This window comes from Archangium violaceum, assembly GCF_016859125.1.
In the GTDB taxonomy this organism is placed as follows: Bacteria; Myxococcota; Myxococcia; order Myxococcales; family Myxococcaceae; genus Archangium; species Archangium violaceum_A.
Window position 1 is genome coordinate 4,638,657 of sequence record NZ_CP069338.1, and the last position, 26,270, is coordinate 4,664,926.

The following is a 26,270-nucleotide window of genomic DNA, read 5'->3' on the forward strand; positions in this document are numbered from 1 at the left end:
TTCACTTGCAGGTCCGGTCCGTGTTGCAGCTCTTCCTGCACTGGCGGCAGGTCTCTCCACCCTTGCCGCACGCGTTCTGCGTATTGCCCTGCTGGCAGGTGTCGTTCCAGCAGCAGCCGGAGCAGGAGTTCGACGTGCAGCGGCAGGTGCCGTCCACGCATTCCTGTCCCGCGGCGCAGGCCTGGCCGTTGCCGCACCTGCACTGCCCGTTCACGCAGCGATCCACGCCCACACCACTGCAGGCGGGATTCTTCCCGCAGACGCAGACGCCGCGGCTGTCACAGGTGTCGGCGCGTACTTCATCACACGCCGTGCAGGCGACGCCGCCCGTGCCGCAGGTCTGGAAGGTCCGGTCCACGCAGTTGCCCTGGAAGCAGCAGCCATCGCACCCGATACAGAAGGTTCCCCCATCCGGGTTGTCCGGCGAGGCCGGCTCCAGCCGCAGGGTGACGTCCACCTCGTACCCGTCGCGGATCTCCGCGCTGCCCTGGCCTCGCGCCACCACGACGCCGTTGCGCAATCCCTCGATGGACACCAGCGCCCGCGTGCCGTTGGGGATGTCTCCCAGCAGCACGCGCAACGTCTCTCCGCTGTAGAGCAGCCGGTCCGGTTGCTCGGGAAGTATCTCGGGCCCGAAGGTGGGGCCACCACCCTCCACCGTGCCCCACACCCGCACCTGGGTGAGCAGCAGGGTGGGATCGAACTCGGTGGTGACGTAGAGCGCCGTCCCCGAGGCCTGGGCCGGATCCCGGCAGGCTCCCAGCAGCACGGCGCACACGAGCGCCAGCATCCAACCCCCCCGGGTCGCCTCACCAGATCCGCGCATCATGCGCACACGAAGGTATCCATGACGCACAGGGGGTGCCCTGTCTTGACTCCGGCACCGTCCAACAGGAGACGTTCCCGAACCCGGGATGGCTGGAAGTGGACAGAGGCGCCGTTCAGAGGATCGCGAGCGCCTCCTGGAGGGGCGCGGACTGGGGGGCCGCGGACGGACGGCGCGGAGGGCGCAGGCGCATCAGGAGCTCGCGCAACCGGGCGGAGGGGTTGATGAACTGGAGGCCCACGCCCGGAGACATGCGCCAGGTGCGCGCCTGGGAGGAGTCCACGTGCCGGACCACCTCCCCCACGCACTCCACCTCCTCACCGCCGATCTGCAGGGTGAACTCGAGCCGGGTGAAGAGCTCGGGGAAGGGCTCGGCGCAGCACATGAAGACACCGCCGCGGCTGATCTCACTGCAATGCACCACCACGGAGCCCGTGTCGTGGCGCACGCGGGCCGCCCAGGTGGGAGGCGGCGTGGGATCATTGGGCTCGGGCCGGGCCGGGAGCGCGGGGATGGGAGTGGTGCTGGACGCGCGAGGCGGCAGGGGCACGCTGTAGGTGCGCGGAGCCGGCCGGATGGCGGCGAGCAGGGCCTTCTTGAAGTCGAGCGCGCTGGCGAAGCGCTCCGCCGGGTTGCGGGCGAGCGCGCGCAGGAGGGCGTTCGAGAGCGCCTCGGGCACGGCGGGTGCCAGCTCATGGGGAGGGCGCAGCGGAGGCGGCGGCTCCGGCGAGAGCACCAGCTCGGCGAGCTGCCCGCGCGGGTAGGGGAGCTGGCCGGTGAGGAGCAGGTAGCCCGTGACGCCCAGGGAGTAGACGTCCGCGCGCCCATCCACGTGCTGGCCCGCCCACTGCTCCGGAGCCATGTACGCCGGGGTGCCGAACACCTGCCCGGCCATCGTCTGTTCCGGGTTGGCGGTGTCGTGCAGCGCCTTGGCCACGCCGAAGTCGAGCACCTTGAGCGTGGGGAGCTCTCCCGGCCGCTCCATCATGAGGAGGTTGTCCGGCTTGAGGTCGCGGTGCACCACGCCACTGCGGTGCACGGCCTCCAGCGCGTCACACGCCTGGACGAGCAGCCAGGCCAGCAACCCCGGCTCCACGGGGCGCGGCAGCCGCGACAGGGGCGTGCCCTCCAGGTACTCCATGACGAAGTAGTGGATGCCGTCCTTCGACTCGTTGATGTCGAAGATGCGCACGATGTTGGGGTGGCCGATGAGGTTCACCGTGCGCGCCTCGGCGTAGAAGCGCGAGCGCAACCGGGTGTCCTGGGCCATGTCCGGGTGCAGCACCTTCACCGCCACCCGGGCTCCGATGATGATCTGCTCGGCGAGGTACACCGTGCCCATGCCACCGCTGCCCAGCATCTGGACGAGCCTGTAGTGGCCGAGCGTGCGGCCGCGCAGGTCCACCAGGGCCGGTGTCGTCGAGGCCACCTGGCGAGGCGCCGAGCCCGTGGGTTCGGCTCCCGTCCAGGTGGCCTGTTCCTCGCAAGGGAGACTCGCGGGATGTTCTGACGAACAGTGCTCGCAGTGCATGCAGGACGAGTTCCATCTGCAAGCGCCGTGCTCTGTCCGCGGGTGGATGGAGGGGATGTGGACTGTGTCGCAGGGAGTGCGCGACGACGGGAAATCAGGTGATTGCAATGACGGCCAACGCACGCCCCTCTGTCCTCGGAGGCCTATGTTCAATTCGTTCACCTGGCTCGGGGAGGATTGATCAAAACTTCCACATCTGGCCGGTTTCGATGGAACTTCTGCTCTACCTGCCCGGATACGGCCGGTGTGCACCTGGTAACGGATGAAGACGGGTCGGAGGACACGCGCTTGGTGGTCATCGTGATGGGAGTGTCCGGAGCGGGGAAGACGACGGTGGGGACGCGGCTCGCCGCGGCGCTCGGGTGGCGTTTCCTGGACGCGGATGACTTCCACCCCCCCGGGAACGTCGCGAAGATGGCCGCGGGCATCCCCCTGACGGACGAGGACCGGGGGCCCTGGCTGGAGCGGCTGCGGGAGTTGGTGCGGAGCGCCCTGGAGGAGACCGGGGAGGACCTGGTGCTGGCGTGCTCGGCGCTCAAGGGCACCTACCGGGAGCGGTTGACGGTGGACGCGGCGCGGCAGCGGTGGGTGTACCTGTATGCGTCGCCGGAGCTCCTCGCCGAGCGGCTGACGCGGCGCTCGGGCCACTACATGTCGCCCACGCTGCTCGGCAGCCAGCTCGCGACGCTGGAGGTGCCGCGGGACGCCCTGGCGGTGGACGTCTCCACGGCGGAGCCGGACACGGTGGTGGCCAGGATCCTCCGGGAGCTGGGCCTTCAGGCACCGACCTGACGGAGCGCGGGCCACACGAAGGGTGGCACCGTCCAGCGCTCGCTCAGGCGTGACTCCAGCGTCCGCAACGTGCGGGCGAGCCCCGGGAAGCCATCCGCGGGGGCGAGCAGGGCCCGGCAGCGCGCGAGGTGGTGCAGGAGGGCGGCGCGCTCGGAGAGGCCCGGTGCCCACTCGCGGTCCTCCTCCAGCACGCGCGGGGGCAGCCACTGGAAGAGGTTCACCGTGCGAGCCAGCGCCACCGTGGCGCGGGCCCGGGCCCACTGTGAGTCCACCTGGGCCGCCTCGCATTGGGACGAGAGGGCGATGCGGTAGGTGATGTCCGCGCGGGACACGAGCTCGTCCGGGAAGGGCACGGTGACGAGCCACATCAGCGCGTCGTACATCGCGTGGCGCATGCCCGCGTACTCGAAGTCGAGCAGGCGCGGGCCCCCGGGGGTGAAGAGGACGTTGCCCGGTGCCAGGTCCCCGTGCGTGAAGGCGAGGAAGGGCCCCGGGTCCGCCAGCGCGCGCGCCACCGTCTCGAGGTCCTCGCGCGTGCCCGGAGCCGCCTCGGCCTCCACCGCCGACAACCAGCGCAGCAGCCGTCCCTCGTGCTCGAGGAGGAAGCGCGCGTTCTCCACCCGCACCCGCTGGTGCCGGGGTGGCAGCGCCTGGCGGATGAGCTCGTACTCGGACTTCAGGCCCATCGTCCGCGCATGGAGCTGGCCGACGAGCCGGGCGGTGGCCAATACGCCTCCGGCGGCCGCGCGCTCGTCCTCTCCGCGCAGCAGCTCCTCCAGCGAGCGTCCGTGTCCCAGGTCCTCCTGGACGAAGAGGCGCGCGTCCACGTCGCCCGCGAGGAAGCGGGGCCCCAGCTCCGGCGCGCGGCGGGTGAGGAACTCCGCGCCGGCCCAGTCGTCGAACCCGCACACCGGCTCATCCCGGAAGTGCTTGAGGATGATGCCCGGCACGGGGCCGCCCCGGACCTGGGCGCGCACCACCACGCTGCGCGTCCCCGTCTTCAGGAGCTCGGGCGAGCCGAGCAGCACCGGACGGCCCCAGGCCGCCGACAGTGCACGGGCTCCGTTGGCCAGCAGGGGGGCTATCTCCGGCGCGCTCAGGACCGCCGCTCCACCGTCGCGCCCAGCCTCTCGAGCAGCTCGCGGTACCAGGAGAAGGCGCGCTCCGTGCGTCCCGGCAGGGCCTTCGTCCCCCACAGCACGGTGAGGGTGCGGCGCGTGTCGGCCTGCGTCTTGGTGCGCTGCGCGTCCTTCACCGCGTTGGCGCAGGGGCCCTCCGCGTCGAAGAGGCACAGCAGGCCCCCGAGGTCGATGCTCTGCCCGGAGGCGTTGAAGACATACGAGGAGCCCTCGGGTGCGATGCCGATGCGCAGGGGCGGCCGGGCCCGGTCCAGGTCCACCACGCTGATGGGCAGCCCGCTGTGCAGCGACACCGCGTTGCACACGTCCACCGCCGCGTTGATGGAGCCGAGCGAGCCGTCGCCCGCGGCCCGCACCAGGTACTCCGAGGCCGGCTTGCCCCGGCCCGTGGGCTTGTAGCCGCCGTGGCGCAACAAATCCCTCACCGCGCCGCGCACCGTGTCATCGGCGCTCAGGGGCGCCGACGCGTCCGGCTTCAGCAGGGCCACCAGCCACTCGGGGGAGGGCGAGGCGGACAGGGGCGAGAGAAAGGTGACCTCGAAGGCCACCACGTCCAGCAACGGATGGGGATCGACGCTGAGCACGGGGGCGCTTTCTACTCGAAGAGGCGGCTGGCCATGCGCCCCATCTTCCGCGACTTCTCCGTGTACGGCGGGAAGAGGGTGCTCAGCAGGGACAGGGGGCCCTGGCGCAGCACCGCGCGTTCGTGGCTGAAGGTCCGGAAGCCGTACTCGCCATGGTAGTTGCCCATGCCGCTCTCGCCGACACCGCCGAAGGGCAGCTCCGCGTTGCTCAGGTGCACCACCGCCGTGTTCACGCACGTGCCGCCCGCGGACGTCTCCGACAGCAGCCGCTCCACCGTCTGGGCGTCCTGGCTGAAGATGTACATGGCCAGCGGCCTGGTCCCCGCGCGGATGTGCCGCACCGCGTCCTCCATCCGCTCGTAGCGCAGCACCGGCAGCACCGGGCCGAAGATTTCCTCCTCCATGATGGGCATCTCCGGCTTCACGTCCGCCAGCACCGTGGGCGCGATGTAGCGGCTGCCCGCGTCCACCGTGCCACCCACCACCACGCGCGCGCCCTTGGCCACCGAGCGCTCCAGCAGCCGGTTCACCCGGGTGAACTGCGCGTCATCCACCATGCGGCAGAAGTCCGGGTTGGCCTTCCGGGCCTCCTCCGTCTTGCCGTAGAAGCGCTCGACCGTCTCTCGCATCCGCGTGAGCAGCTCCTCCTCCTTCGAGGCGGGCACGAGCACGTAGTCCGGCGCCACGCACGTCTGGCCACCGTTGAGGAACTTGCCGAAGGTCAGGCGCTCGGCGGTGGTCTTGATGTCCGCCGACGCGTCCACCACGGCGGGCGACTTGCCGCCCAGCTCCAGCGTCACCCCGGCCAGGTGCTTCGCCGCCGCCTCCATCACCTGGCGCCCCACCTTCGGGCCGCCGGTGAAGAAGAAGTGGTCGAAGGGCAGCTCCAGCAGCGCCTGGCTCTCCTGCGCGCCGCCTGGCACCACCGTCACCTCGGACGGGTCGAACACGTCGCGCACGAGCTGCTGCATGAAGGCGGACGTGTGCGGCGTCTTCTCGCTCGGCTTGAGCACCACGCAGTTGCCCGCCGCCACCGCCGCCACCAGCGGGGAGATGGTCAGCTGGAAGGGGTAGTTCCACGGCGAGATGATGAGCACCACGCCCTTGGGCTCGTAGCGCACCTCGCTGCGCGTGCCGGCGAGCAGCACGGGCGTGCCCACCTTGCGCGGCTTCATCCACTTCGCCAGGTGCTTGATGGCGTGGTCGATCTCCATCAACACCATCAGCACCTCGCTGTTCTCCACCTCGGCCGCCGGCTTGCGGAAGTCCGCGTGCAGGGCCTGGTAGAGCGCCTCGCGCCGCTGGACGATGGTGTCGCGCAGCTTGCGCAGCCGGGCGATGCGCTCCTTCGCGCTCGTGTGCGCCATGTCCCAGCGCCGCGCCCGAAGGCGCTCGAAGGTCTCCTGGAGGGGGTTCGTCCGAGCCTGTTCGTTCGTATCCACCACGCGCATTGCTTCGTCTCCTCTGGGTTCCGTTCGCCTTCGGGTCCCACCGCTCACAGGCTCTAGGTCATCCTTAGTGGTGGGTCCCCTGCGCGGCGATGGGATTGTTCACGCCTGGACGCGCACCTGCCGCCCGGAGGGGAGGGAGGTGGGGGGCGGGGGGTCATTCCCCTAGGTGTGCCCCGGTTCCCTGTCAACGGCCTCGGCTCCTCTCTCGGAGTGATGGGAAGCTCGCGGTCGTCCGATGGGTGTGCGAGCATGTAGGCATGCGGCCCATCCAGGCGGAGTTGCTCGACGGCGGCGCGCTGTACCGGGAAGTGGTGCTCGGCAAGCTGGCGCACGCGCGCGAGTCGGTGTGGATCTCCACGGCGAACGTGAAGGCCATGTACGTGGAGCAGGGAGGGCGCTTCGTTCCGGTGCTGGAGGTGCTGGACGGCCTGGCGGCGCGAGGGGTGGCGCTGCGGCTGTTGCACGCGGAGCTGCCCAGCCGGCCCTTCCGGGCGGAGTTCGACAAGCGCTCGCGGCTGGTGAAGGGGGGGCTGGAGCTGAAGGTGTGTCCGCGGGTGCACTTCAAGACGGTGCTGGTGGACGGGGCGTGGGCCTACCTGGGGAGCGCCAACCTCACCGGGGCGGGGCTGGGGGCCAAGGGCGAGGACGCGCGCAACTTCGAGATGGGCTTCGTCACCGAGGACTTCGACGTCATCGACCGGGTGACGGCGCTCTACGAGTCCGTGTGGAGCGGGGCCGAGTGCCGCGGGTGCCGGCTGCGCCCGGTGTGTCCGGACCCCATCTTCTCCGGGGGCGAGGGCCCGGCGAAGAAGAAGGGCTCCCCCGCGGGCATTCGTCTGGGCAAGACGCGGCGCCTGGTGCGCCCCGGGAGGAAGCGCGCCTAGGTGGACGGGCGCTCCTTGTCCATCACCCCATGGGTCCGAGCGTTGAAGACCTGACTTACCAGGAACTCTATTATATAATGCCGCCCGCTTGAAATGTTACAGCGGAGCCCGATGATGGCGGATTCCTTCGGGTTGAAGACCCTGGCGCAGGTGAAGAGGAGGAACTTCTTCATCTGCGCGGCCCTCCTGGCCGTGGGGGCCGTTGGCCATTGCGGGGTGTCGGGCTCCGCGGACCCGGCGCCGCTGCTGTCGTTGCTCGGGTGGAGCTCGATGTTCGTGCTGCTCGGGGCGGCGGTGGGGGCGGGGTGGATTCCGGCGGAGTGGTCGGGCATGTGCTCCGGGTCCGTCAGCCTCGTGGCGGCGGCGCTGCTCATCCACGTCACCGGAGGGCCAGCCAGTCCCTACTTCCCGATGCTCAGCGCGCTGCCGCTCGTCGTCGCGACGTTCGCCTCGGAGATCCGCGGAGCCACGATCCTGACGAGCCTGGGGATGGTGGGAGTGGTGGTGCTGCTGGACACGCTGGCCGGCATGCCGGCGCGGCAGATGCTGCTGCATGTGTCGTGCTTCGGGCTCATCAGTGGGGTCGCCATCTTCCTGGCGGGGACGTACCGGCGCACGCGGAGCGCGGAGCGGTCGGCGCAGCAGGAGCGGTGGGTGGCGCAGCAGGAGCGGTGGGTGGCACAGCAGGAGCGCTTGGTGGCGCAGCAGGAGCGGCTGGCGGCGCTGGAGCGGCTCGCGGAGAGCGAGCGCCGCCGGTTGCGCGCCGAGCGCGAGCGCGCGGAGGTGGAGCGGCTGGTGCTGGTGGGGCAGCTGGCCGCCGGGGTGGCGCACGAGGTGAACAACCCGCTGGCCTTCGTGAAGTCCAACCTGCACTACCTCGAGCAGGAGCTGCTGGGCGGGGACGGGCCGATGGACCGCGCGGAGCTGCGGGACGTGCTCGAGGAGACGAAGCAGGGCGTGCTGCGCATCCAGCAGATCGTCACGGACCTGCGGCGCTTCTCGCGTGAGGGGGAGGGGGAAGAGGCGGGCCAGCCGGAAGACGCGCTGCACGAGGCGAAGCGGCTGGCGTCGGTGCGCCTGCGCAGCCTGGGCGAGGTGTCGCTGGACGTGACTCCGGGGCTGCCGCCGGTGCGGCTGGGGCAGCGGCAGCTGGTGCAGGTGTTGGTGAACCTGCTGCTGAACGCGGCGGACGCGGTGGAGATGGCGGTGCCCGCGCGCCGGGCCCACATCGTGGTGAGGGCGAGGCGGGTGGAGGGCGGGGTGCGGTTGGAGGTGGAGGACAACGGCCCGGGGCTTCCCCCGGAGGTGATGTCGCGGCTCTTCGAGCCCTTCTTCACCACCAAGCCGCCCGGGAAGGGGACGGGGCTGGGACTTGCCCTGTGCCGGGAGTACGTCTCACGCGCGGGGGGCACGCTCCTCGCGGAGAACCGCTGCGAGGGCGGCGCCCGCTTCTCCCTGGTGCTCCCGCTGGGGGCGGAGCGCGCCGCGCCGGCGGCCTGCGGCCTCGCGAGCTAGGGCGTCTTGCGGTGCCGGGCCCTCCAGGCGCTGGGGGACTCGCCCGTCATCTTGCGGAACAGGCTGCTGAAGTGCTGGAGCGAGGCGCACCCCACCTCCACGGCCACGGCGGTGAGCTTGGCGTCGCTCTCCAGGAGGAGCGCCTGGGCGGTGCGCACCTGCACCGTGTTGAGCTCGGACTGGAAGGAGGTGCCGGCCTCGCGCAGGCGGCGCTGGAGCGTGCGCTCGGACATGCCCATCTCCCGAGCCACGTCCGTGAGGCTGGCGTCCACCAGCCGGGTCCTCAGCACCCGGTGCAGCTCGCCGAGCAGGGGCGTCTGCCCCATGAGCCGTGTCACCAGATCGTTGAGCTCGTTCATGAGGGCGTGCGACTCGCTCTCGGGACGGCCCAGCCAGGAGAGCGCCTCGAGCGGGTCCGCGAAGGCGCGGGTGGGGTAGCTGGAGCTGACGAGGCTGTAGAAGCCGCCCACCACCGCGCCGGCCATGCCCTCCGGCCGCACCAGCGCCTGGCGCTTCACCGTCTGGGAGAAGCCGGAGATGCGCGGCATCATGTACTTCACCAGCACGGCGAGGCCGTTGGCGTCCGGGGCCTCCACGCGGCGCGCGTCCACCAGCGACACGTGTGGCGCCGAGGGCGCCAGCTCCACGTCCAGCACCTGCGTGAGGCGTTGAATCTGCGCCTCGCCCGGCCTGCCCCATACGGTGAACCCGCACACCTCGGGCGAGGCGTACCAATGGAGGAAGCTCTCCCCCGTCAGGTAGCGGCCGATGGGGTCTCGGAGGTAGTCGTCGAGTCCTTCTGCGGATTGCACGGCGCGGGAGCATAGCTCCGCAGGAGCCTGAGGACCCAGGCGGGATGAATGGGGGCCAGCGGGGTTTGCAGTGTTGGACGAACCAGCCCCTCGCCGGCCAGCCGGGCCGTCAGGGCCGGCAGCTCCCTCCAGGGGGCCTGGGGGCGCAGGTGGTGGGCCTGGTGGTAGCCGGCGTTGAAGCACAGCAGGTTGTACAGGCGGGAGGTGGAGGTGACGCCCAGGGCGTCCCTCCGGGTGGCGTCCGTCTCATGGTGGGCGGCCAGGTTGAGCAGGTGGATGGACAGCTGCCCGAGGAGCACCATGCCGAGGTAGGAGAGCGCCAGCCAGGGCCGCCACAGGGCGAGCGCCACCAGGGAGCCCTGCAGCAGGACGAAGTCCAGCACCAGCTCCGCGCGCTGGCCCCGCTTCTGGGACGCGATCTTCCAGATTCTGCCCAGCAGCGCGTAGGGCCAGAGCCAGGGGGTGAGGGTGGAGCGCACCAGATAGGTGAGCGCGCCCTCACCGGGGCGGCGCCGGCCCCAGTCCCCCTCTCCATCGTTGTACTTGTGATGGTTGAAGTGGTGGATGTGGTAGCCGCGGTAGGCGAAGCCACACGCCACGCCCAGGGTGCGCGAGACGAGCCAGCGCAGGGCTCGGGGCCTCGCGATGGGTACGTGCATGTGGTTGTGGAGCACGGCGTAGTTCCAGAAGAGGAGCACGAAGCCGAGCACCAGCAGGGCGGCGCGTCCTACCCCGGGCAGGGTGTCCCACCCCAGCAAAAGAGCGGGCACCCATGCCCACCAGAGGGCATGGACGGCGAGATGTGGGACATCGACCGCGGGAGGAGAGGCGGGGCGAGGGCTCATGTCCCATTCGTGTACGCACGCGGGGTGTGAACTGCTTCATTGCAGGCGCCAATCGGTTGCGCCAACGCGAAGCCCCGCGTGCTTCCGCCTCCCCCGTCCGGCTCAGCTCCCGCGCAGCAGCGTGGCGGCCACCAGGGACAGCGCCCGGAGCTGCATGGGGTTGAGCTTGCGCACGTGGCGCATCAGCCGCCGCATCAGCGGACTCTCCGGCTGGGGTGGTAGGGGAGGGGTGCTCCAGGCGGGGGGCTGGCCCGGGCCGAGTGACAGCAACGTATCCGCGTGCAGGCTCAGCGCCATGCACAGCCGGCGCAGCGTGGGAACGCTGGGCATCAACAGTCCTCGCTCCAACCGTCCGTACACCTCCGTGGCCACGCCGATTCGCTCGGCCACGTCCGCCTGGGTGAGCCCCGCTTTCGTCCGGGCTTCTCGGGCGGAGTCCCCCATGGCCTTGGCCAACTGTTGCTTCGCTTCTCGTTTCCCCCTGTTGGAGGCCTCCTTGTTGCCGCGCGTACGGCGCCGGGACGAGGAGGACTGCTCGGGGGGGCCTGGATAAGTCGTCTTCGACGCCATGGATCCTCTCGGCTCCGTCCTGACTCCCAGGGTTATATGACTTCTGAAGTCACGTGTCAGCGGATAACTTTTGGAGTTGGTTCGGAATCGACAACCGGGGCATGGAAGGCCGGCGGCTCTGTTGGGGGCCGAGCACTCGCGGTCGCTGGAGGCGGGGCGGGGCCTGGAAGCCCGGGCTGGCCTCCCGGGGACACAATCGCCCGGAGGCCCGAGAAATCGGCCCCGGCGCGATTGTCAACCCCCGAGGTGGGTCGGAATGGAAAAGTCCCAGCTATTTCAGGGGTTTACCTAGCATGACGTTCTGACATAGGGTGGCGCCCTCCCGGGGGTCCCCGGGTACCGGAATCCCCCGCGTTCCCAGGCGCCGAGGCTTCCAGGCGTGCCCCGGTTGGGAGGGCTGTTCAGGCTGTGAGTGACGAGCGTCCGGACGCGCTGCTCAAGAGCGCACTCGAAAAGATCGTCTACTTCGAGGCCCGTGCCGAGCAGCTCCACCATGAGCTGATGTCCACGCGCGAGGAGATGGAGCACCTCAAGCGCGAGCTGACCCAGTCCGAGGAGCGGGAGCTGGCGCTGCGGCGCGAGGTGGCGGAGCTGGAGGTCCGGCTGGGCCGCCTGTCCGCCGACCGTGACGAGCTCACCCGCCTCAACCAGGCCCTGCGCACCGAGCGCAGCCAGCTGCTCGGCAAGCTGCTGGAGGCCAGCCGCATCCGGGCCTCGGACCGGCCCGAGCGCGAGGAGGACGAGGACGGCCTGGGCATCGACCTGGCCTCCTTCATCTCGCAGCTGCGCAGCGAGGCCCTCACGCGTCCGGCCGAGGCCGTGTCCGCGCCCGCGCCGTCCGCCCCCGTGTACCCGTGGCCCGCGCCGTCCGAGCCGCAGCGTTCCGAGGAGGAGCCGGCCCCCGCGCTCGCGGTGGTGACGGCGTCCTCGGTGGCGAGCGTCTCTCCGGTGATGCAGCACGCGCAGCGCCTCCTCCTGGAGGGGCGGCTGGCGGTGAGCCCCGGGCAGATGGCGGAGCTCTCCGGGAGCGGGGGCGGCGACGAGACCCTCTTCGGCTTCTCCGTGCGCGAGCTGTCGGCGCCGGATGCCACCTCGCGCGTGCGCGCCGCCGAGCGCCTCAAGGCCCTGGGCCAGCCGGCCGCCGCGCCCGTGCTGGCCACCGCGCTGCACGCGGAGAAGGACCCCACCGTCCAGGTCGCCCTGCTGGCCGCCTTCGCCGAGGTGGGCAAGGAGGAGGGGGCCTCGGTGGTGTCGCCCCTGCTGGCCTCCACCGTCCCCGAGGTACGCATCGCCTCCCTCAAGGCGCTGCTGGCCCTGGCGCCCCAGGAGGCCGCGCCCCACCTCGCCCAGGCCGTGAAGGACCCGGACCGCTCCGTGCGCCGGCGTGCCTCGTTGCTGGCGCTCGGCCTGGAGGGGGAGAGCGCGCGCCGTCTGGGCGAGGAGGCCATCCACGACTCGGACCCCGAGGTGCGCAGCCTCGCCGCCCTGGCGCTCGGGGCTGGCAGCGGGGAGCACGCCCGCTCGCTGTTGCTGGAGGCCCTCAAGGACCCCGAGGTGCGCGTGCGCCGCTCGGCCGCGCAGAGCCTCTCGCGCATCCTCGGCCAGGACGTCTCCGCCGTGGTGAACATGGATGACGGCCATCGCCGCCGGGAAATCCGCCGGCTCGCCTCGCTCCCCGTGCAGCCCGTGCGCGCCTCGCTCGCTCCCAGGGCGCCTCCACCCGTGCGCCTCGCCGTGGCCGCGCCCGCTCCCATGGCCGCTGCTCCGGTGCCCGTGGCGCCCGCCCCGGCTCCGGCCCGGGCCGCCGCGCCCGCCCGTCCCGCGCCCGCCCCGGCTCGGAGCGCGGCCCAGGCCGTCCGGACCGCCGCCACCCCGGTGGCCCCTCCGAAGGCAGCGCCTCCGCCCGCCTCGCGTCCCGCCGCGCGCTCGGCCCCTTCCCCCGTGGAAGCCCTGTGCGGGCCGTTGATGTCGGAGATCCGCGTGGCCATCCGTGGCCGCTCGCTCGGTGAGCTGGCTTCCGGGGTCTCGGCGACCCTGGAGCTCGTGGAGGAGGCGCTCGCCCTGCTCGTGGCCAGGGGAGCGATCATAAGGAGGGGGCACAAATACTTCGCCGCTTGAGGCAAGGTATGCCCCCCTGAGATTCGACGAAGGGTTCCTCAATGGATGCGCCGACGTACAGCCCCAAGCAGGTTGCCGAGATGCTCGGCCTGCCCCCGAAGTCCATCGCCTCGGCGCTGAAGCAGGACAGCTACACCGGCACGGAGGTGTGGGCGTTGCGGGCACAGCTCGGCGCGTTCCCGCCGTCGCTCGGCCGCCGCAAGCAGCTCTTCCTCAACTTCAAGGGCGGCACCGGCAAGACGTCCCTCTCCACCTCCTACGCCTGGCGCCTGGCGGAGCTGGGCTACAACGTCCTCATCGTCGACCTCGACAGCCAGGGCCACGCCACCAAGTGCCTGGGCTTCGAGGGCGAGGACTTCGACAAGACGCTCCTCAACGTCCTGGTGCGCAAGGCGCCCATGACCGAGGTCATCCAGAAGAGCTCCCTGCCCAACCTGCACTTCGTCCCCTCCAACCTCACCATGTCCACGGTGGACCTGGCGCTGATGCCCATGGCGGGACGCGAGTTCAAGCTGCGCAACGCCCTCAAGGAGGTGGAGGCCCAGTACGACGTCATCGTCTTCGACGCGCCTCCCTCCTTCGGACTGCTCAACCTCAACGCGTTGATGGCGGCCAACGACCTGTTCGTCCCGGTGCTGGCCGACTTCCTCTCCTTCCACGGCCTCAAGCTGCTCTTCGAGACGGTGCAGAGCCTGGAGGAGGACCTCAACCACGTGCTGGACCACGTCTTCATCGTGGTCAACTCCTTCAACGCCACCTTCAAGCTGGCGAAGGAGGCGCTCGAGGCCCTCCAGACGCACTACCCGGAGTACCTGCTGCCCACCATCATCCGGCAGTGCACCAAGTTCGCCCAGGCCTCGAGCGAGGGCCGGCCCGTCTTCGTGGCCGATCCCAACTCCAAGGGGGCCAACGACATCGAGGCCCTCATCCAGAACGTGCTTCCACGCTTGCGGGTGAACACGGCTCCCGGTAGCGATAGCGGTACGCAGCAGGCCGGTTGACGTCACCCCACCTCTTCCGCTTCAAGGCACAGCCCATGAAGAAGGCCTTCGAACAGAACGTGTCCCGCGCCAAGCCGCGCCTCCGCTTGGGGGCCTTCACCGGCGTCGTCGATCCCGCCACGCCCGAGGAGACCCCGGAGTCCGCCGAGCCGCAGGCCCAGGTGCATGCTCCCGAGCCGGAGCCCGAGCAGTACGCGGCCCCCGAGCCCACGCGGGAGCCCGAGCCGCCGGCCGCCGCCGCCAACGATCTGTCCGCCGAGGTGCGGGCCCGTATCGAGCGCGCCCGCGCCCCGCGCCCCACCGCCTCCGAGGTCATCGAAGCCGCCCTGCGCTCGCCCCCGCACCAGGCGCCGCACCACGCGACGCAGGTGGCCGCCGCCCAGGCCCACACCGCCCCGGCCCACACCGCTCACGTGGCCACGCCCCCCGCGGCGCCGGTGGCCCGGGTGGAGGCTCCCGAGCCCGAGGTGGAGGTGCAGACGCCGCCCTCGCCCTCGCCCCGCGAGGACATGGACACGCACGCCCGCCGCGAGCGGCTCAAGGAGCGCCTCAAGGCGGTGCGCGAGAATCCCCGCCCCGAGCCCCTGCCGGCCAGCGTCGCCGAGGCGGGCATGCGCGCGGTGGAGCGCATCTCCGCGCTGCAGAACGAGCTCTCCAAGGTGAAGGCCCTCAACCTCTCGCTCACCCAGGAGCTGGAGGTGTCCCGTCGCCAGGCGGAGAAGGCCACCGAGGAGGCGCGCCTGCGCATGGACGAGGCCCGCCGGCTCGCCTCCGAGATGGAGGGCCGGTTGAAGCTGCTGGGTGACCTCGAGCGCGAGCTGGCCGCCCTGGAGGGTGAGCGCGACGAGGCCCTGCTGTCCCTGCAGGAGGCACGTCAGGCCATGCAGGCCGCCGCCCAGGAGCGCGCCACCCTCGAGGCCGCCGTCGCGGAGGCCAAGAAGGCGCTCGCCGACAGTCTCTCCGAGGAGGAGCGGCTCGCCAGCGAGCTGGAGTCCTCCAAGGACGAGGCCGCCGCGTTGCGCCGCGCCGTGGACACGCTCCAGGGCGAGCGGGACGTGCTGGCCCAGCAGGTGGCCTCGCTCACCGCCGAGCGCGCCGAGCTGCTCGAGGCCCGCAAGGCGCTCGAGGCCGTCCACCGCGCGCTCAGTCAGGCCGTGGCGCGCTGACTCCGGGAGCCGCGCGCTCCCTCCTGTTGCCTCGCAAGCCCGCCCGGGTCCTCGTGACCCGGCGGGCTTTCGCTTTGACTGACATCGAACTGACAGACATTGGACCGGGGTCCAGGGCGAGCGGCCAGCCGAGCCATCGTCCTTCCTGATGCCTTACGGGCGGAGAACGCGGGGCCCAACCCGGGTGCCATTGCCGCACTTGGAGTGACGTCGGAGCTTTACCGCCGAACCCGGGGGGACTCGGAGGCCATTCCGCTGTCCGTTTCCCCTCACACGAGCCGCGCAAAGGAGTCAGAAGTGGCCCTGGATCTATTCAAGGAGAAGGGTGTTCCCCTGGACCGCCAGAGGTTCACCTGGAAGGACCTCACACGCCGTACCTTCAGCAAGCTGGACGATGACGCCTTCACGCGAGTGCGTGTCATCCTGATGAACGGCATCGAAGCGGAGTCCGTGCGCTTCAGCCACGCCTGTGCGCGGATGAACCGTGAGCTTCGCGAACCTCTCGCCATCATCCGCCGGGTGGAGCACTTCCAGCAGACGATGGTGAACTGGATGAACCCGCCGGACCAGTCTCCCCTCGAGACCACGCTCGGCTACGAGCAGACGGCCATCGAGGTGACGGCGAGCGTGGCCCAGCACGAGCCGGATCCCTACCTCGCGCAGACCTACCGCTTCGGAATGCTCGAGGACTTCGATCACCTGTACCGCTACTCGGCCCTGTACGACCGGTTGATGGGCAAGGATCCCAACTACATCGTCCAGAGCTACACGGACATCATTCCCGGGCGGCCCACCGTCGTCGAGCACCGTCACCCGCTGGACGACGTCCGCCGGTCCTATGACGCGCGCAAGGCGGACCCCATCTCCAAGCTCAACGCGCTCACCATCGTCTCGGCCGAGAACCAGGTCCACACCTACTACATGAACATCGGCCCCATCTTCACCGACCCGGTGGCGCGCCAGCTCTACGCGGAGATCGCCGCCATCGAGGAGCAGCACGTCACGCAGTACGAGTCGCTGTGCGACCCGAGCGAGTCGTGGCTGGAGAAGTGGCTGCTGCACGAGGCCAACGAGGTCTACAACTACTACAGCTGCCTGCACTACGAGTCGAACCCCGTCCTCAAGGAAGTGTGGCAGCGGTTCGTGGACTACGAGCTGGGGCACATGCACTACGTGATGGAGCTCTTCCAGCGGCTGGAGGGCCGGGACGCCGCGGAGGTGCTGCCCAAGGAGCTGCCGGAGCCCGTGCGCTTCGACACCCACCGCGAGTTCGTGCGCCAGGTGCTCCGCAACGAGGAGACGCTGAGCGCCAAGGGCACCGAGTTCGTGCCGCGCGCCGAGGAGCACGAGCGCACGCTGCGCTACCGCGAGGCGCTCCACGCGGACGGCGTTCCGTCCGATATCGCCGCGGCGGGTTACATCTGGCGTCCGGGCACCGAGCTGTCGGCCGAGGCCGATCGCATGGGCGTGAGCACCGTGGCCGAAGGGAGGATCCAGTAATGGAACGCAAGGCGAGCGAGATTGGAATGAACCGGACGGGCATCAAGGCCTCTCCGGTGCACAGCAAGGAAGCCATCGAGGGAGCCGAGAAGCGGGGCCCGAGCAGCCTCGGTGATGCCTCGGGCATCGCGAAGGTGCGTCAGGAGTTCTCGCGCGAGGTGGATGGCCTGGGGTCGGTGCCACCTCCTTCTCCGAAGGGGATGGTGAAGACGGCGGTGGACATGCTGAAGGGCGGCCGGGCCACCGTGTTCGTCGACAAGCTGGGCCAGCGCGCCGGCTTCGAGCGCACCGGGGTGCGGCTGTACGAGGCGGCCCTGTCCAAGCTGGACGTGTTCGGCACGTGGGAGGGCGGGCCCTCGCGGGAGCAGCTGGAGAAGATCCGCCTGGATGAGCTGTCGCACTTCGCCCTGATCAAGCGCACCATGGAGAAGCTGGGAGCCGATCCCACGGCGCTCACGCCGGCGGCGGACCTGCAGGCCAACATGTCTGCGGGCGTGCCCAAGATGATGGTGGATCCGCGCGTCAACCTGCTGCAGTCGCTGGAGGGGTTGCTGACGGCCGAGCTCGTGGACAACGCGAGCTGGGAGCTGCTCATCGAGCTGGCGCGCGAGCTGGGGCACTCCGCCATCGCCGAGGAGTTCCAGCGGGCGCTGGACGTGGAGCAGGAGCACCTGGCGCTGGTGCGCAGCTGGATCTCCACCGGGACGATGCTGGAGGCGAGGGTCGGCGAGGAGGCCGCTGGCGCTCCGGCGTAACTAGAAGGACGAGTTCGGCTCCTGGAGGAAGGCGGCTTCCTCCGGAGTCGACTCGCGGCCCAGCCGGGCGTTGCGGTGGGGGAAGCGCCCGAAGCGCGCGATGATGTCGTGGTGGCGGCGGGCGTACTCCAGTGATTCGGCGCTGCCCGGGTCCTGGAGGGCGAGCACCTCGAAGAGGAACACGGCCAGACGCTGGTCGTGGATGTCCTCGCTGTGCTCGAAGGGCAGGTAGAAGAACCAACGCCAGACAGGGGGCAGGGGAACGTCGAGTCCACGGGCGAGCGCGTGACGCGCGACCTCGCGGGCCTGGGCGTCCGAGGCGTAGGCACGCGGCGACTCGCGGAAGAGGTTGCGCGGGAACTGGTCCAGGAGGAGCACGAGGGCCAGGGCACTGCGTGGCTCATCGCGCCAGGCGTTCAGCTCCCCGGCGGCGGCCTTCTCGTGGGTGGCGAGGAACCGGTGGGCGCACTCGGCATCGAAGGCGGCGTCGCGCTCGAACCAGAGCGCGCGCGGCGCGGTGTGTCCTGGCTCGGACGGAGGGCCGAACCAGAAGGTGAGGATGTCGTCCACGCTGGCCATGGGTTGCTCCTGGGCGGATTGCGTTTCGAGTTCCTGGCCCCCAGCTTCCCACGACGCGCCCCTTGATGGAGGTTGGAGAATGCAGGAGCAATACAATCTGGACAGCCCGTCGCTCACGACCTTGAAGAACCCGTCGCTGCGGACGGAGTCGCTCGTGGCGCTGGGGACCTTCGGGGCGCTCACCGCGGGCTCGGCCCTGCTGGGAGCGGGCGTTTCGAACAGCGGACAACTCTGGTACCGGCGGCTGCGCAAGCCGGGCTTCACCCCGCCGTCCTGGGTGTTCGGGCCGACGTGGACGGTGCTGTACGGATTGATGTCCTTCTCCGCGTGGCGGGTGTGGAACCGGCCGGCGGGCCCCAAGCGCTCGTGGGCGCTCGCCTTGTGGGGCCTGCAACTCGGCTTCAACGCGCTCTGGTCCCCACTCTTCTTCGGCAAGCACCGCACGCGGGCGGCGCTCGCGGACATCGCGGCGCTCGGCGTGAGCCTCGCCGCGTATACCGCGGTGGCGGGGAAGGTGGACCGGGGGGCCGCGTGGATGATGGCGCCCTATCTCGGCTGGGTGGGCTTCGCGAGCGCGCTCAACGAGGAGATCGTCCGCCTCAATCCTTGAGCTCCGGACCCGTGGATGTCCCCTCTCCCTCTGGGAGAGGGCCAGGGTGAGGGTATCTTCCCCCTGCCGTCCATTGCCTTGCCACCGGGTCGCCCGGGAGTGGGACAGACTCGACTACCGGGGGATGCAATCGGCGTCGGGCGTGGAGGCCACGACCGAGAGCAGGTGCTGGAGGTAGTCGTTGCGGATGGGCATGGTGCCGTCGACGCCCGCGTGCTCGCCAATGATATAGGTTTCGGATTTGGGCAGACCCGCGGCCTCATAGGCGCCAATGTCCGTGGTCGCGTTCCCATACACGCGGACGATGTCGAGCCCGACATCCTCGAGCAGGTAGGTGAGGTAGTCGGTCTTGTACTGCTCGGTGTTCGGCGGAATGGGACCATCTCCATAGGGATTGGTGTGGACGTGCCCGTCGACGAGGCCCTGGTAGTCGATCCACTCGCGCGTGTCCTTGCCGACCCAATAGGGGCGGGCCGTGAGATAGATGATCTGGTAGCCCTTGGCCGCGTAGCTGTTCACCACATCGACCGCATGCGCGTAGGCCTGGGCCGTGCTGCAGCCGAGGTAGTCGCCGACCGCCTCGAAGTCATTGAGGGTCAGGGTGCCGTCGATGTCGAACAGGACGGTCTGGCGGCCGGGCTCGACCACGGAGAGGAAGCCGGTGGCGGAGCTGAGATCGCCCTCGACGATCATGGTGACCCGGTACTCGCCCACGGGGCGGGTGATGGGGACGTAGATCTTCCCATCGGAGTCCGTGCGGAACTCGCCGACATACTGCCAGCCCGGTGCGTTGGTCCCCATGATGTAGACGTGGACGTCCTCGTCCTCGAGGTCCTTGTGCAGGACGCCGCCGTAGTCGAACTTGCCCACGACGGTGGCCTGGGTCCCCACGGGCACGATCTGGTCATGCACCATGTGATAGGGCGGATGGGTCCAGGAGAGGAGCTGGCTGCCCGTGTGCCGGAAGCTCCGCCGGGTCGGGCCCTGGAGCGCGGGGGGATTCGCGACCGAGCCATAGTCCGGGCACGTGAGTTGCGCGAAGGCAGACGAAGGAACCGCACACAGAATCCAGACAGACAGCGCAGCGAGTCGAGCAACAGTCCGTGTCAAAGTGGCCTCCTTGGCCGAGGGGGGGCCGCCTTATACAGCTCGAAGCGGGACCGCCTCATGCGGATTGAAGAAGACACACACACGTGACTGTGGAGCAGACGACGGGTGGAGAGCCATCCACGGGTAACGGATAAGTGTCGTGACGGCGCACTGCTCGGGTTCTCGAAGCGTGAGAGCGGGCCCGGCGGGCGAGCCGAACGGCACCTCGGAGTGGAGGCTGCGGTGCATGAGTGAGCCCGCGGCCTCGCACTCCGGGCTCGTGTTCTACGAAGCTACAGCGTGACTACCACGGCATCCACGTGCCATTGCAGGTGTCGCCGTTGAAAGGATAGCCCTGGATTCTGGCCTGGGAGACCTTCCCGTCGAGGTCGCCGTTGTAACGGCAATAGCGGAGACTGTAGGCGGCGTTGTCCACCGCATCCTCGAAGGAATGGATGCAAAGCTGGTCTGCGTATTCCTTGACCACGATTTCCGCCCAGTCCTCACTATGGGAGCCGGAACCGCTGTTGTAGACGCGGACGATCGTGTTGGCCGGCATCCTGAACAGCATCATGGACCGAGCCTCGTCATTGACCCACCCCGAGCCGCCGCTGTTGGGCATGATCATCGGGGTGTTGTTGTAGATATACCAGCCGACCTGATCCTGACTACAGCCATTGCCCTCCCAGAACGTGACAACGGGGGGGTCCACGAGCTGGCTGACGCTGGTTTTCAGCTCGGAGGCCGAGGTCTCCTTGTTCGTCTCGTCCGCGGCGGACTCAGGACCGCAGGCGGTGGCGAACAGCATGATGCTGAGCAATCCCATTCGACGGTTCATGTGACGAATCTCCTCTTGAAGGTGGAACGTGGGGACGCCATGGGCCGTCTTCGGCGACATGGGCACACCGGCGTTGTCCGGTTTGCGAGACCACGGTAGGGGCTTCGCGCATGTTCTTACAAGACGGCCGCAAGGCCACCTGATGGTGCCGGGACTCGGCCTGAAACGCCAGCGAACTGTCAGTCCATCACTTCCTGACGTCTTGGATGGAAGTTTACGCATAGGGCAGACAGGGGCAAACCAAGAGCCGAGCGCCATGGCGACCGTGATGTGGTTGGCGTCATTCAGCACGGCTGGCCAGCCGTCGGGGAGACACCCCGAACCTCATTTCGCTGGAGAAGCCGCGCTTCTCGAACCGCTCGCGTGGAGTAGGACGGTGCGGAGCCACCATGCACCTCCTGGAGCGAGGGCACGACTCGGCGCAAAGGAGAGGCCGGGGCCTTGAGCTGTCGGGGAGGCCAGCGAGGAGCACGCGTGGAGGAGGGCCGGTACACCGGCCCGGCGCCCCCCCCTCTCCCCATGTGCGTGGCTGCTGAGGTAGGGTCCCAGCGAGGAGGAGAACGGGATGCCGTCACGTAAAGCCTGGCTGCTTTTGAATCTGACCCTGACATGCTTGATGTGTCTTCAAGCGGGTTGTGACCCTATAACGGGCTGTGACACTGACTCCGATTGCAAGGGAGATCGCGTCTGTAACTTCGGCTATTGTGAAGATCCCTCCGAAGACGGCCAGAAGACGTGCGGTGATGTTGCGCGTCAGTGCTCCTGCGTGGATGGCCTGACCAGTGGAATGACGGTCACGGCGACCAGCTGCGAAACCGGTAAGGCAAAGGTGGAGGGTTGCAGCGCTTCCTGTGGCGCGGGGGCAACCCAGAGTGTATGTACATGTGGTGGCGATACCGATGAGCCCTCCGAGTATATTACCGGTGGTCAACTCACTCGTTCCTTCGCGGCGACTGGCGCGTTGGTGCATTACAACCAGAACGCCATATGCACAGGCACCCTTGTGGCTCAAAACAAGGTGCTCACTGCCGCGCACTGCGTGGATACAGCCTCCCCAGGAAGCCTCAGCTTCGTTCTCGGAGTAGACCTCTCGCAGTCACAACTGCGGTCGAATGTTCTGAGCATAGATATCCACCCCAATTGGGTGCACAACCAATTCGAGAACGGAAACGATTTGGCTGTGTTGACGCTGGCATCACCCATCACCGGGGTCCAACCCGCTGTATTGCTGGTGAGTAGCTCTCCCACGATTGGCCAGCAGATGACCCTGGTTGGCTACGGTCGTACGAGCGGCGATTTCGTTACCGGCATCCGCCGGCTGGCGCGTGTCTCCATTGGTAGACTGACCCAGCAGTCCATCGGTTACCAGTTCAAGGGAGAGGGGGCGTGCCAGGGCGATTCGGGAGGGCCGGCTTTTGTCGAAGCAGGTGGAAGGTGGTGGCAGATTGGCGTCACATCATATGGCGACCAGAACTGCACTCAGTACGGCTTCTATCAACGAGTTGATCTCCACAAGGCCTGGCTCTCCGGACGTGGCGTCCCAGTACAGGAAACACAGAGAGCATGCGAGCAGGACAGCTCCTGCAATGGCGCATGTGAAGAGGACGCGGATTGCTGGTCGTCGATGTGTCCGGACGGCTCATGCACCGCGCCAAATAACCGATGCCTTGCGGATGGGAGCTGTGATCCGGACTGCGGGAGCTCGGATGCCGATTGCGGCGGCGCTCTGGATTACTGCCAGCGCTACAATCTCTATGGCAATGGATACTGTGACCAGGGATGCAGCAATCCAGATCCTGATTGCCAGGCGATCAGTTGCACCCCCTCGTACTATATGTATGATAATGCTTTCTGTTATTGGTATGACTACTCGGGGCGCATGTGCGGGCAGACGGCTATCTATTGCCACCCGTATTACGGTTGCCGGTGCTGAACCTGGGTTTGCTTCTACATGGGTGAACGCATGAAGACCCTCTCTCCAGCGAGGAAGGAGGGCCTTCATGATTCGAAATGAAGAGGACACACCTCGCTCGTAACCAGCCCGCGACACTCGTGGAGTAGGACGGCGCGATGCCACCATGCACCTCCTGGAGCGGGGGCACGACTCGGTGCAAAGGAGAGGTCCGGGCCTTGAGCGGTCGGGAAGGCCAGCGAGGAGCACGCGTGGACGAGAACGACGAGTCGAACTGGGAGGAAGTGGAGCGGTTGGGACCGTACCAACTGCGGGAGCAGGTGCCGCTGGACGAGCACAGCCAGGGCGAGCTCTACCGGGCCAGGAACGAGGAGAGCGGGGCCACGGCCCTGCTGTTCAAGCCCGCGGAAGGAGACGGAGCGGAACCACCGACGGACTGGCGGGTGCGCTGCGTCAGCTCGGCCTCGCCGGGTTACGTAGCGCTGGAGGTGGAGCAGACGCCCTGGTCCGTGGCTCCCGACAAGCAATCGACGGAGACGCTGGTGTGCACGTTGGAGGATGTGCTCGCCGGAGTGCGCCGCATGGCCCAGGCCGTCTCCGCGTCCAACGAGCCTCGTCACTGGCAGCGCCTGGGATGGGCGATGGCGGGAGTTGCCACGGCGTGCGCCTTGGGGTTCGCACTGATGCGTATGGACTCCGCGTGCCCACCATCGAGTGGGCCGGACTCCGTAGCGAGCGGGCCAGCACCCATGAGCCACGAGGTACCAGCGGACACCTGGATGCCGGAGCCATTCACCAGCGGATGGCTCGCGGACACCGTGCCTGAGGGACAACCTGTGTTCGCCCGGCCCATGCCGCGCGAGCCTTTCAAAGGGCAGAAGCGCCCGCCCTGCACTCGCCTCGTCGAGGTGGAGATCATGGGCGCATGCTGGGGGCCGCACAAGCTCAAGGCCCCATGCCCGGACGAACTCTACGAGTACAAGGGTGAGTGTTTCCTGCCCATGTTCAGCGCCAAGAAGCCGGCGCCCCAGTCGCTCGGGAAGTGATTGGAACGAGAGCAGAGGAGATTCAGAAGGTCAGCGCCTGCAGGTCTTGCTGGAGCGAGCGCAGGCGCTCACCCCAGTGTCGAATGATCGGAGGGCCATGCGGCACGCATTTGTCACACGTTGTTGGTAGCTCGGCACTTGTAACATTTCGGGGTATGCCGATTCCTAGAATCTCGTCGTGGACTGCCTTGCTGCTCCAGATCCATGTTTCGCTATTGGGGTGCGCGACCGGACGTGTGGTGGATGCGAGGGCTCCAGCCAACCCTCTGGAGAAGGCGCCCGTCCAACGCCCGCCCGACAGCGGGTCGGAACGTCCTGTGAATGTTGTGAGATCAGCCTCTGCGGCTCGCGTGGCTGAAAACGATCCCCTCCTGACGAATTGGTTCGTGAGCATCAACGTTTTGCCTTTTGGTGCGGGTATGAGTCGGCCCGAGTTCGTCTCGGGGCCAAGAATCTTTTATACAAAGGAAGCCTTGGAGGACCGCATCGAGGGTTTGCTCATCGCCAAGTGCACCATTACCTACGAGGGGGATGTTACGAATTGCCGTCTCCTCAAGAACCTCCCACACATGGGGGAGGCTGTGCTGCTGACCCTGGAACAACAGCGCTATAAGCCTGTGACTATCAATGGCAAGCCTGTTTCGGTGGATTACACGTTCAACATTCGGCTTTCGCTGCCTGGGGGGGAGGTCCTTGCCGACAAGATCCAATCCGCCGTCTCGAAAGTCGTGGTTCGTGAAGAATTGGAGCCGCGACAGAAAGCCGTGTGGCTCTGTCAGTTTGATATGTTCGAGGCGCCCGTGGTAGCGCGGATGCCGAAGAACGTCGATCCCTCTTTCTACATCCGGCGGCAGGATCTCGACTTCCTCCAGAAGGATTCCCCACAAGTGTTGCTGCCGGAACCCGAAAGGCCGGAGTGGCGCGATGCGCGGGCTCTGAATGACCTTTGTGAGGTAACAGCGGTGGTGAAGTCGAAGGACCTGGCCATCGTCCATCTCAAGATGGAGCGCGGAAACGCCGCCCGTGATGTTTCTTTGAAATCGCTCCGGTTTGTGAGCACTCCCGAGGGCTGGCGTGCCGACTACCAGCTTCCAGAACGGAACGCGCAGACTCCCATGGCCGCACCTCCCGCGCATTGATTGTCTCCCCCTTGGATGGGGTCTCGAGGCAATTTCCTTCAGCGCAGTGAAGGCTCGCTGGTCGTGTAGGAGCACTACCATGGTGCCACCGGCTTCACTGTAGCAGGCCGGCCTGATAGAGGCGCATCGCGCGCTTCTCTCGGGCCGGACCTGGAGGCGGAACACACCTTCCGTATGAGGTGTTCGGTGCTTTCAGTGGGCTAGAGTCCGTACGCCCGATGAGTACCCACTCCGCGCATCCCCTGTCCCAGCGTTCGCCAGACTCACTGGAGCACGAGCTCCGTGTCCAGCTCGAGGGCGCGTGGGAGGTGCTCGAGGAGGCCCGGGTCCGCCAGAGCGCTCTATTGGAGCCGCTCGCCTCCCGGCGCTGGATGCGCCACCTTCGGCGGCAGCCTGCGCTGTTGCGACAGGTTCGCGAGCTGGAGGCCCCTCTTGGCGAGGCACTCGCTCGTGCGGAGCGCCGGCTTGAGCAAGGCTCCCGGTCTGAGCAGCAGCCGTTGGCCCTCCTCGCCCACGAGCTTCGTACCCAGCGCACCAGGCTGGAGACACTGGTGCGCGACCGGCTCGCTCGGCTCGGCGAACAGGGAAGCCTGTCCTTCGTGGAGGGTCTCGAACGGCTGGAGACGAAGCTGCGCGAGCCGCCCGCCCCGCCTCTCTTCGAGGGTGAGCTCGTGCTCCTCTCCATCAGCGACGGACGGTGGGTCCCCGTCCTGTATGTCGTCTCCCTCATCGCCCTTCTGTACTGGAAGGCAGACAACGTACTCGGGTTCATCCGCAGCATCCCCTCGGGGGGCGTCTTGCGGCTCGTCCTCGCCGGTATGCAATTCCTCATGCTCACGGTACCCGTGGTTCGCACACTGTGGGGCGTGGGTCGGTTCTTGCTCACGCCCCGGCGGCTGGTGTGGAAACCGCTCCTGGGCAAGACGAAGCAGCTCTCGTTGGACTCGATCCCTCACGATGGCATCACCACCGAGCCTCATGCCTTCACGAAGAAGACCGGTGTCCTGCGTGTGAAAGGGGGAACGGAGACGCTGACCCTCAGTGATGTCCGGCTCCTCGAGCGCATGAAGGCGTTGCTCGAGCTGCACCGCAGGCCGCTCTTGTTCGGACGCGTCCTGGGCCCGCCCACGTACCCGCTGGCCCTGTTCCAGGCGACCCGCCGCCCAGCGTCCTCGGGCCCCGAGCACGCGGGAGAGCCGGGAATGCTGGTGCTGCGCTCCGGCTACGTGGCCTTCCTCCCAGAGGAGGGCTTTGACTTCATGCTGCGCGCTCTCTTCGGCGAGTGGCCCAGGGGCTGCCCGAAAAAGCTGACCCTGCCGCTGATGATGCAGCAGCTTTCCCTTCTTCCTGAGGCGGATTTCGACCGGTGCGTGGAGGACGCTGTCCGCGCCGGTGGCGGAGCGCTCTGGCCCGCGGCCACCGTCACCCACGGCTCCGCGCCCTCTGGCCAGGGATACCAGTTCACCCCCCGGCATGGCCCGGTGCTCACCGGAGTTCCAGACGACTCACTGCGCGATGCCTTTGACTGCGTCATGCGCCACTGGCCTCCTCAGGAGGGTTGAGGCGGT

Annotated in this window: 24 protein-coding genes; 13 read left to right on the forward strand and 11 right to left on the reverse strand. The window is 68.3% G+C overall.

Annotated elements, in window-relative coordinates; all coding sequences use genetic code 11:
* Nucleotide 1 precedes the first annotated feature (1 nt).
* Nucleotides 2-829 (reverse strand): hypothetical protein, encoded by an 828-nt coding sequence (locus JQX13_RS19995; protein WP_239014930.1) that lies wholly within the window; start codon nucleotides 827-829, stop codon nucleotides 2-4.
* Between the two features lie 112 nt (nucleotides 830-941).
* Nucleotides 942-2,255, reverse strand: a complete 1,314-nt coding sequence (locus JQX13_RS20000) for a serine/threonine-protein kinase (protein ID WP_239014932.1) — start codon at nucleotides 2,253-2,255, stop codon at nucleotides 942-944.
* A 390-nt stretch (nucleotides 2,256-2,645) separates the two neighbouring features.
* Here JQX13_RS20000 and JQX13_RS20005 point away from each other — a divergent pair, with 390 nt between their 5' ends.
* Nucleotides 2,646-3,149 carry a gluconokinase gene (locus tag JQX13_RS20005; RefSeq protein WP_203410549.1) on the forward strand — a complete coding sequence of 168 codons (504 nt, stop codon included), beginning with the start codon at nucleotides 2,646-2,648 and terminating at the stop codon, nucleotides 3,147-3,149.
* Here JQX13_RS20005 and JQX13_RS20010 read toward each other — a convergent pair.
* From JQX13_RS20010 to JQX13_RS20020, 3 genes are all read right to left on the reverse strand, one after another.
* Entirely contained in the window at nucleotides 3,134-4,177 is a 1,044-nt protein-coding gene (locus JQX13_RS20010) for a phosphotransferase (protein WP_203410550.1), read from the reverse strand. The genes JQX13_RS20005 and JQX13_RS20010 overlap by 16 nt on opposite strands.
* Nucleotides 4,178-4,245: 68 nt before the next feature.
* Complete coding sequence (locus JQX13_RS20015) at nucleotides 4,246-4,872, reverse strand: phenylalanine--tRNA ligase beta subunit-related protein (protein WP_203410551.1); 627 nt, start codon at nucleotides 4,870-4,872, stop codon at nucleotides 4,246-4,248.
* Nucleotides 4,873-4,883: 11 nt separating this feature from the next.
* A complete protein-coding gene (locus JQX13_RS20020; RefSeq protein ID WP_203410552.1) occupies nucleotides 4,884-6,323 on the reverse strand; it encodes an aldehyde dehydrogenase family protein in 1,440 nt (479 codons plus the stop codon).
* Nucleotides 6,324-6,580: 257 nt separating this feature from the next.
* On the opposite strand from JQX13_RS20020, the gene JQX13_RS20025 reads away from it, so the two are divergent.
* On the forward strand, nucleotides 6,581-7,207 hold the full coding sequence (locus tag JQX13_RS20025; protein ID WP_203410553.1) for a phospholipase D-like domain-containing protein: 627 nt from the start codon (nucleotides 6,581-6,583) through the stop codon (nucleotides 7,205-7,207).
* A gap of 111 nt (nucleotides 7,208-7,318) precedes the next feature.
* Nucleotides 7,319-8,722 (forward strand): sensor histidine kinase, encoded by a 1,404-nt coding sequence (locus tag JQX13_RS20030; protein ID WP_203410554.1) that lies wholly within the window; start codon nucleotides 7,319-7,321, stop codon nucleotides 8,720-8,722.
* Here JQX13_RS20030 and JQX13_RS20035 read toward each other — a convergent pair.
* The 3 genes from JQX13_RS20035 to JQX13_RS20045 form a co-directional block, all read right to left on the reverse strand.
* A complete protein-coding gene (locus JQX13_RS20035) occupies nucleotides 8,719-9,534 on the reverse strand; it encodes a helix-turn-helix transcriptional regulator (protein WP_239014934.1) in 816 nt (271 codons plus the stop codon). The two genes, JQX13_RS20030 and JQX13_RS20035, sit on opposite strands and share 4 nt — an antisense overlap.
* Nucleotides 9,477-10,304: a fatty acid desaturase family protein gene (locus JQX13_RS20040; protein ID WP_239014936.1), complete on the reverse strand. Its 828-nt coding sequence runs from the start codon at nucleotides 10,302-10,304 to the stop codon at nucleotides 9,477-9,479. Before JQX13_RS20040 ends, JQX13_RS20035 begins: the two co-directional genes overlap by 58 nt.
* A gap of 177 nt (nucleotides 10,305-10,481) precedes the next feature.
* Entirely contained in the window at nucleotides 10,482-10,949 is a 468-nt protein-coding gene (locus JQX13_RS20045; protein WP_343211109.1) for a helix-turn-helix domain-containing protein, read from the reverse strand.
* A 408-nt stretch (nucleotides 10,950-11,357) separates the two neighbouring features.
* Here JQX13_RS20045 and JQX13_RS20050 point away from each other — a divergent pair, with 408 nt between their 5' ends.
* From JQX13_RS20050 to JQX13_RS20070, 5 genes are all read left to right on the forward strand, one after another.
* Nucleotides 11,358-13,067: a HEAT repeat domain-containing protein gene (locus tag JQX13_RS20050; RefSeq protein WP_203410556.1), complete on the forward strand. Its 1,710-nt coding sequence runs from the start codon at nucleotides 11,358-11,360 to the stop codon at nucleotides 13,065-13,067.
* Between the two features lie 41 nt (nucleotides 13,068-13,108).
* Nucleotides 13,109-14,068: a ParA family protein gene (locus JQX13_RS20055; RefSeq protein WP_203410557.1), complete on the forward strand. Its 960-nt coding sequence runs from the start codon at nucleotides 13,109-13,111 to the stop codon at nucleotides 14,066-14,068.
* Between the two features lie 35 nt (nucleotides 14,069-14,103).
* Complete coding sequence (locus JQX13_RS20060) at nucleotides 14,104-15,234, forward strand: extensin-like protein (RefSeq protein ID WP_203412127.1); 1,131 nt, start codon at nucleotides 14,104-14,106, stop codon at nucleotides 15,232-15,234.
* A gap of 297 nt (nucleotides 15,235-15,531) precedes the next feature.
* On the forward strand, nucleotides 15,532-16,734 hold the full coding sequence (locus JQX13_RS20065; protein ID WP_203410558.1) for a hypothetical protein: 1,203 nt from the start codon (nucleotides 15,532-15,534) through the stop codon (nucleotides 16,732-16,734).
* Nucleotides 16,734-17,489, forward strand: a complete 756-nt coding sequence (locus tag JQX13_RS20070; RefSeq protein ID WP_203410559.1) for a ferritin-like domain-containing protein — start codon at nucleotides 16,734-16,736, stop codon at nucleotides 17,487-17,489. Before JQX13_RS20065 ends, JQX13_RS20070 begins: the two co-directional genes overlap by 1 nt.
* Here the strand turns inward: JQX13_RS20070 and JQX13_RS20075 are convergent, their stop codons facing one another.
* Nucleotides 17,490-18,068: a DUF924 family protein gene (locus JQX13_RS20075; protein WP_203410560.1), complete on the reverse strand. Its 579-nt coding sequence runs from the start codon at nucleotides 18,066-18,068 to the stop codon at nucleotides 17,490-17,492.
* Between the two features lie 79 nt (nucleotides 18,069-18,147).
* On the opposite strand from JQX13_RS20075, the gene JQX13_RS20080 reads away from it, so the two are divergent.
* The gene (locus JQX13_RS20080) at nucleotides 18,148-18,678 is read left to right on the forward strand and encodes a TspO/MBR family protein (protein WP_203410561.1); all 531 of its coding nucleotides are present in this window, start codon (nucleotides 18,148-18,150) and stop codon (nucleotides 18,676-18,678) included.
* A 114-nt stretch (nucleotides 18,679-18,792) separates the two neighbouring features.
* Here JQX13_RS20080 and JQX13_RS20085 read toward each other — a convergent pair whose 3' ends face one another.
* Both JQX13_RS20085 and JQX13_RS20090 read right to left on the reverse strand, forming a co-directional pair.
* Nucleotides 18,793-19,788 carry a lipin/Ned1/Smp2 family protein gene (locus JQX13_RS20085; RefSeq protein WP_203410562.1) on the reverse strand — a complete coding sequence of 332 codons (996 nt, stop codon included), beginning with the start codon at nucleotides 19,786-19,788 and terminating at the stop codon, nucleotides 18,793-18,795.
* A gap of 283 nt (nucleotides 19,789-20,071) precedes the next feature.
* Nucleotides 20,072-20,605, reverse strand: coding sequence for a hypothetical protein (locus tag JQX13_RS20090; protein ID WP_203410563.1), 534 nt, complete (start codon nucleotides 20,603-20,605; stop codon nucleotides 20,072-20,074).
* Nucleotides 20,606-21,392: 787 nt separating this feature from the next.
* Here JQX13_RS20090 and JQX13_RS56385 point away from each other — a divergent pair.
* The 4 genes from JQX13_RS56385 (at nucleotide 21,393) to JQX13_RS20110 (ending at nucleotide 26,264) form a co-directional block, all read left to right on the forward strand.
* Nucleotides 21,393-22,538, forward strand: a complete 1,146-nt coding sequence (locus JQX13_RS56385) for a S1 family peptidase (protein WP_430384211.1) — start codon at nucleotides 21,393-21,395, stop codon at nucleotides 22,536-22,538.
* 230 nt (nucleotides 22,539-22,768) lie between these two features.
* Entirely contained in the window at nucleotides 22,769-23,563 is a 795-nt protein-coding gene (locus JQX13_RS20100) for a hypothetical protein (protein WP_203410565.1), read from the forward strand.
* Nucleotides 23,564-23,949: 386 nt separating this feature from the next.
* Nucleotides 23,950-24,702 (forward strand): energy transducer TonB, encoded by a 753-nt coding sequence (locus JQX13_RS20105; RefSeq protein WP_239014938.1) that lies wholly within the window; start codon nucleotides 23,950-23,952, stop codon nucleotides 24,700-24,702.
* A gap of 218 nt (nucleotides 24,703-24,920) precedes the next feature.
* Nucleotides 24,921-26,264 carry a hypothetical protein gene (locus JQX13_RS20110; RefSeq protein WP_203410567.1) on the forward strand — a complete coding sequence of 448 codons (1,344 nt, stop codon included), beginning with the start codon at nucleotides 24,921-24,923 and terminating at the stop codon, nucleotides 26,262-26,264.
* Nucleotides 26,265-26,270 lie beyond the last annotated feature (6 nt).

Bases quoted from the DNA above. Each gene is read 5' to 3' on its own strand.
- JQX13_RS20090 (WP_203410563.1), bottom strand. From the start codon at position 20,605: ATGAACCGTCGAATGGGATTGCTCAGCATCATGCTGTTCGCCACCGCC.
- JQX13_RS20030 (WP_203410554.1), top strand. From the start codon at position 7,319: ATGATGGCGGATTCCTTCGGGTTGAAGACCCTGGCGCAGGTGAAGAGG.
- JQX13_RS20020 (WP_203410552.1), bottom strand. From the start codon at position 6,323: ATGCGCGTGGTGGATACGAACGAACAGGCTCGGACGAACCCCCTCCAG.
- JQX13_RS20045 (WP_343211109.1), bottom strand. From the start codon at position 10,949: ATGGCGTCGAAGACGACTTATCCAGGCCCCCCCGAGCAGTCCTCCTCG.
- JQX13_RS20055 (WP_203410557.1), top strand. From the start codon at position 13,109: ATGGATGCGCCGACGTACAGCCCCAAGCAGGTTGCCGAGATGCTCGGC.
- JQX13_RS20075 (WP_203410560.1), bottom strand. From the start codon at position 18,068: ATGGCCAGCGTGGACGACATCCTCACCTTCTGGTTCGGCCCTCCGTCC.
- JQX13_RS20080 (WP_203410561.1), top strand. From the start codon at position 18,148: ATGCAGGAGCAATACAATCTGGACAGCCCGTCGCTCACGACCTTGAAG.
- JQX13_RS20070 (WP_203410559.1), top strand. From the start codon at position 16,734: ATGGAACGCAAGGCGAGCGAGATTGGAATGAACCGGACGGGCATCAAG.
- JQX13_RS20060 (WP_203412127.1), top strand. From the start codon at position 14,104: ATGAAGAAGGCCTTCGAACAGAACGTGTCCCGCGCCAAGCCGCGCCTC.
- JQX13_RS56385 (WP_430384211.1), top strand. From the start codon at position 21,393: ATGACGGTCACGGCGACCAGCTGCGAAACCGGTAAGGCAAAGGTGGAG.
- JQX13_RS19995 (WP_239014930.1), bottom strand. From the start codon at position 829: ATGATGCGCGGATCTGGTGAGGCGACCCGGGGGGGTTGGATGCTGGCG.
- JQX13_RS20110 (WP_203410567.1), top strand. From the start codon at position 24,921: ATGAGTACCCACTCCGCGCATCCCCTGTCCCAGCGTTCGCCAGACTCA.
- JQX13_RS20025 (WP_203410553.1), top strand. From the start codon at position 6,581: ATGCGGCCCATCCAGGCGGAGTTGCTCGACGGCGGCGCGCTGTACCGG.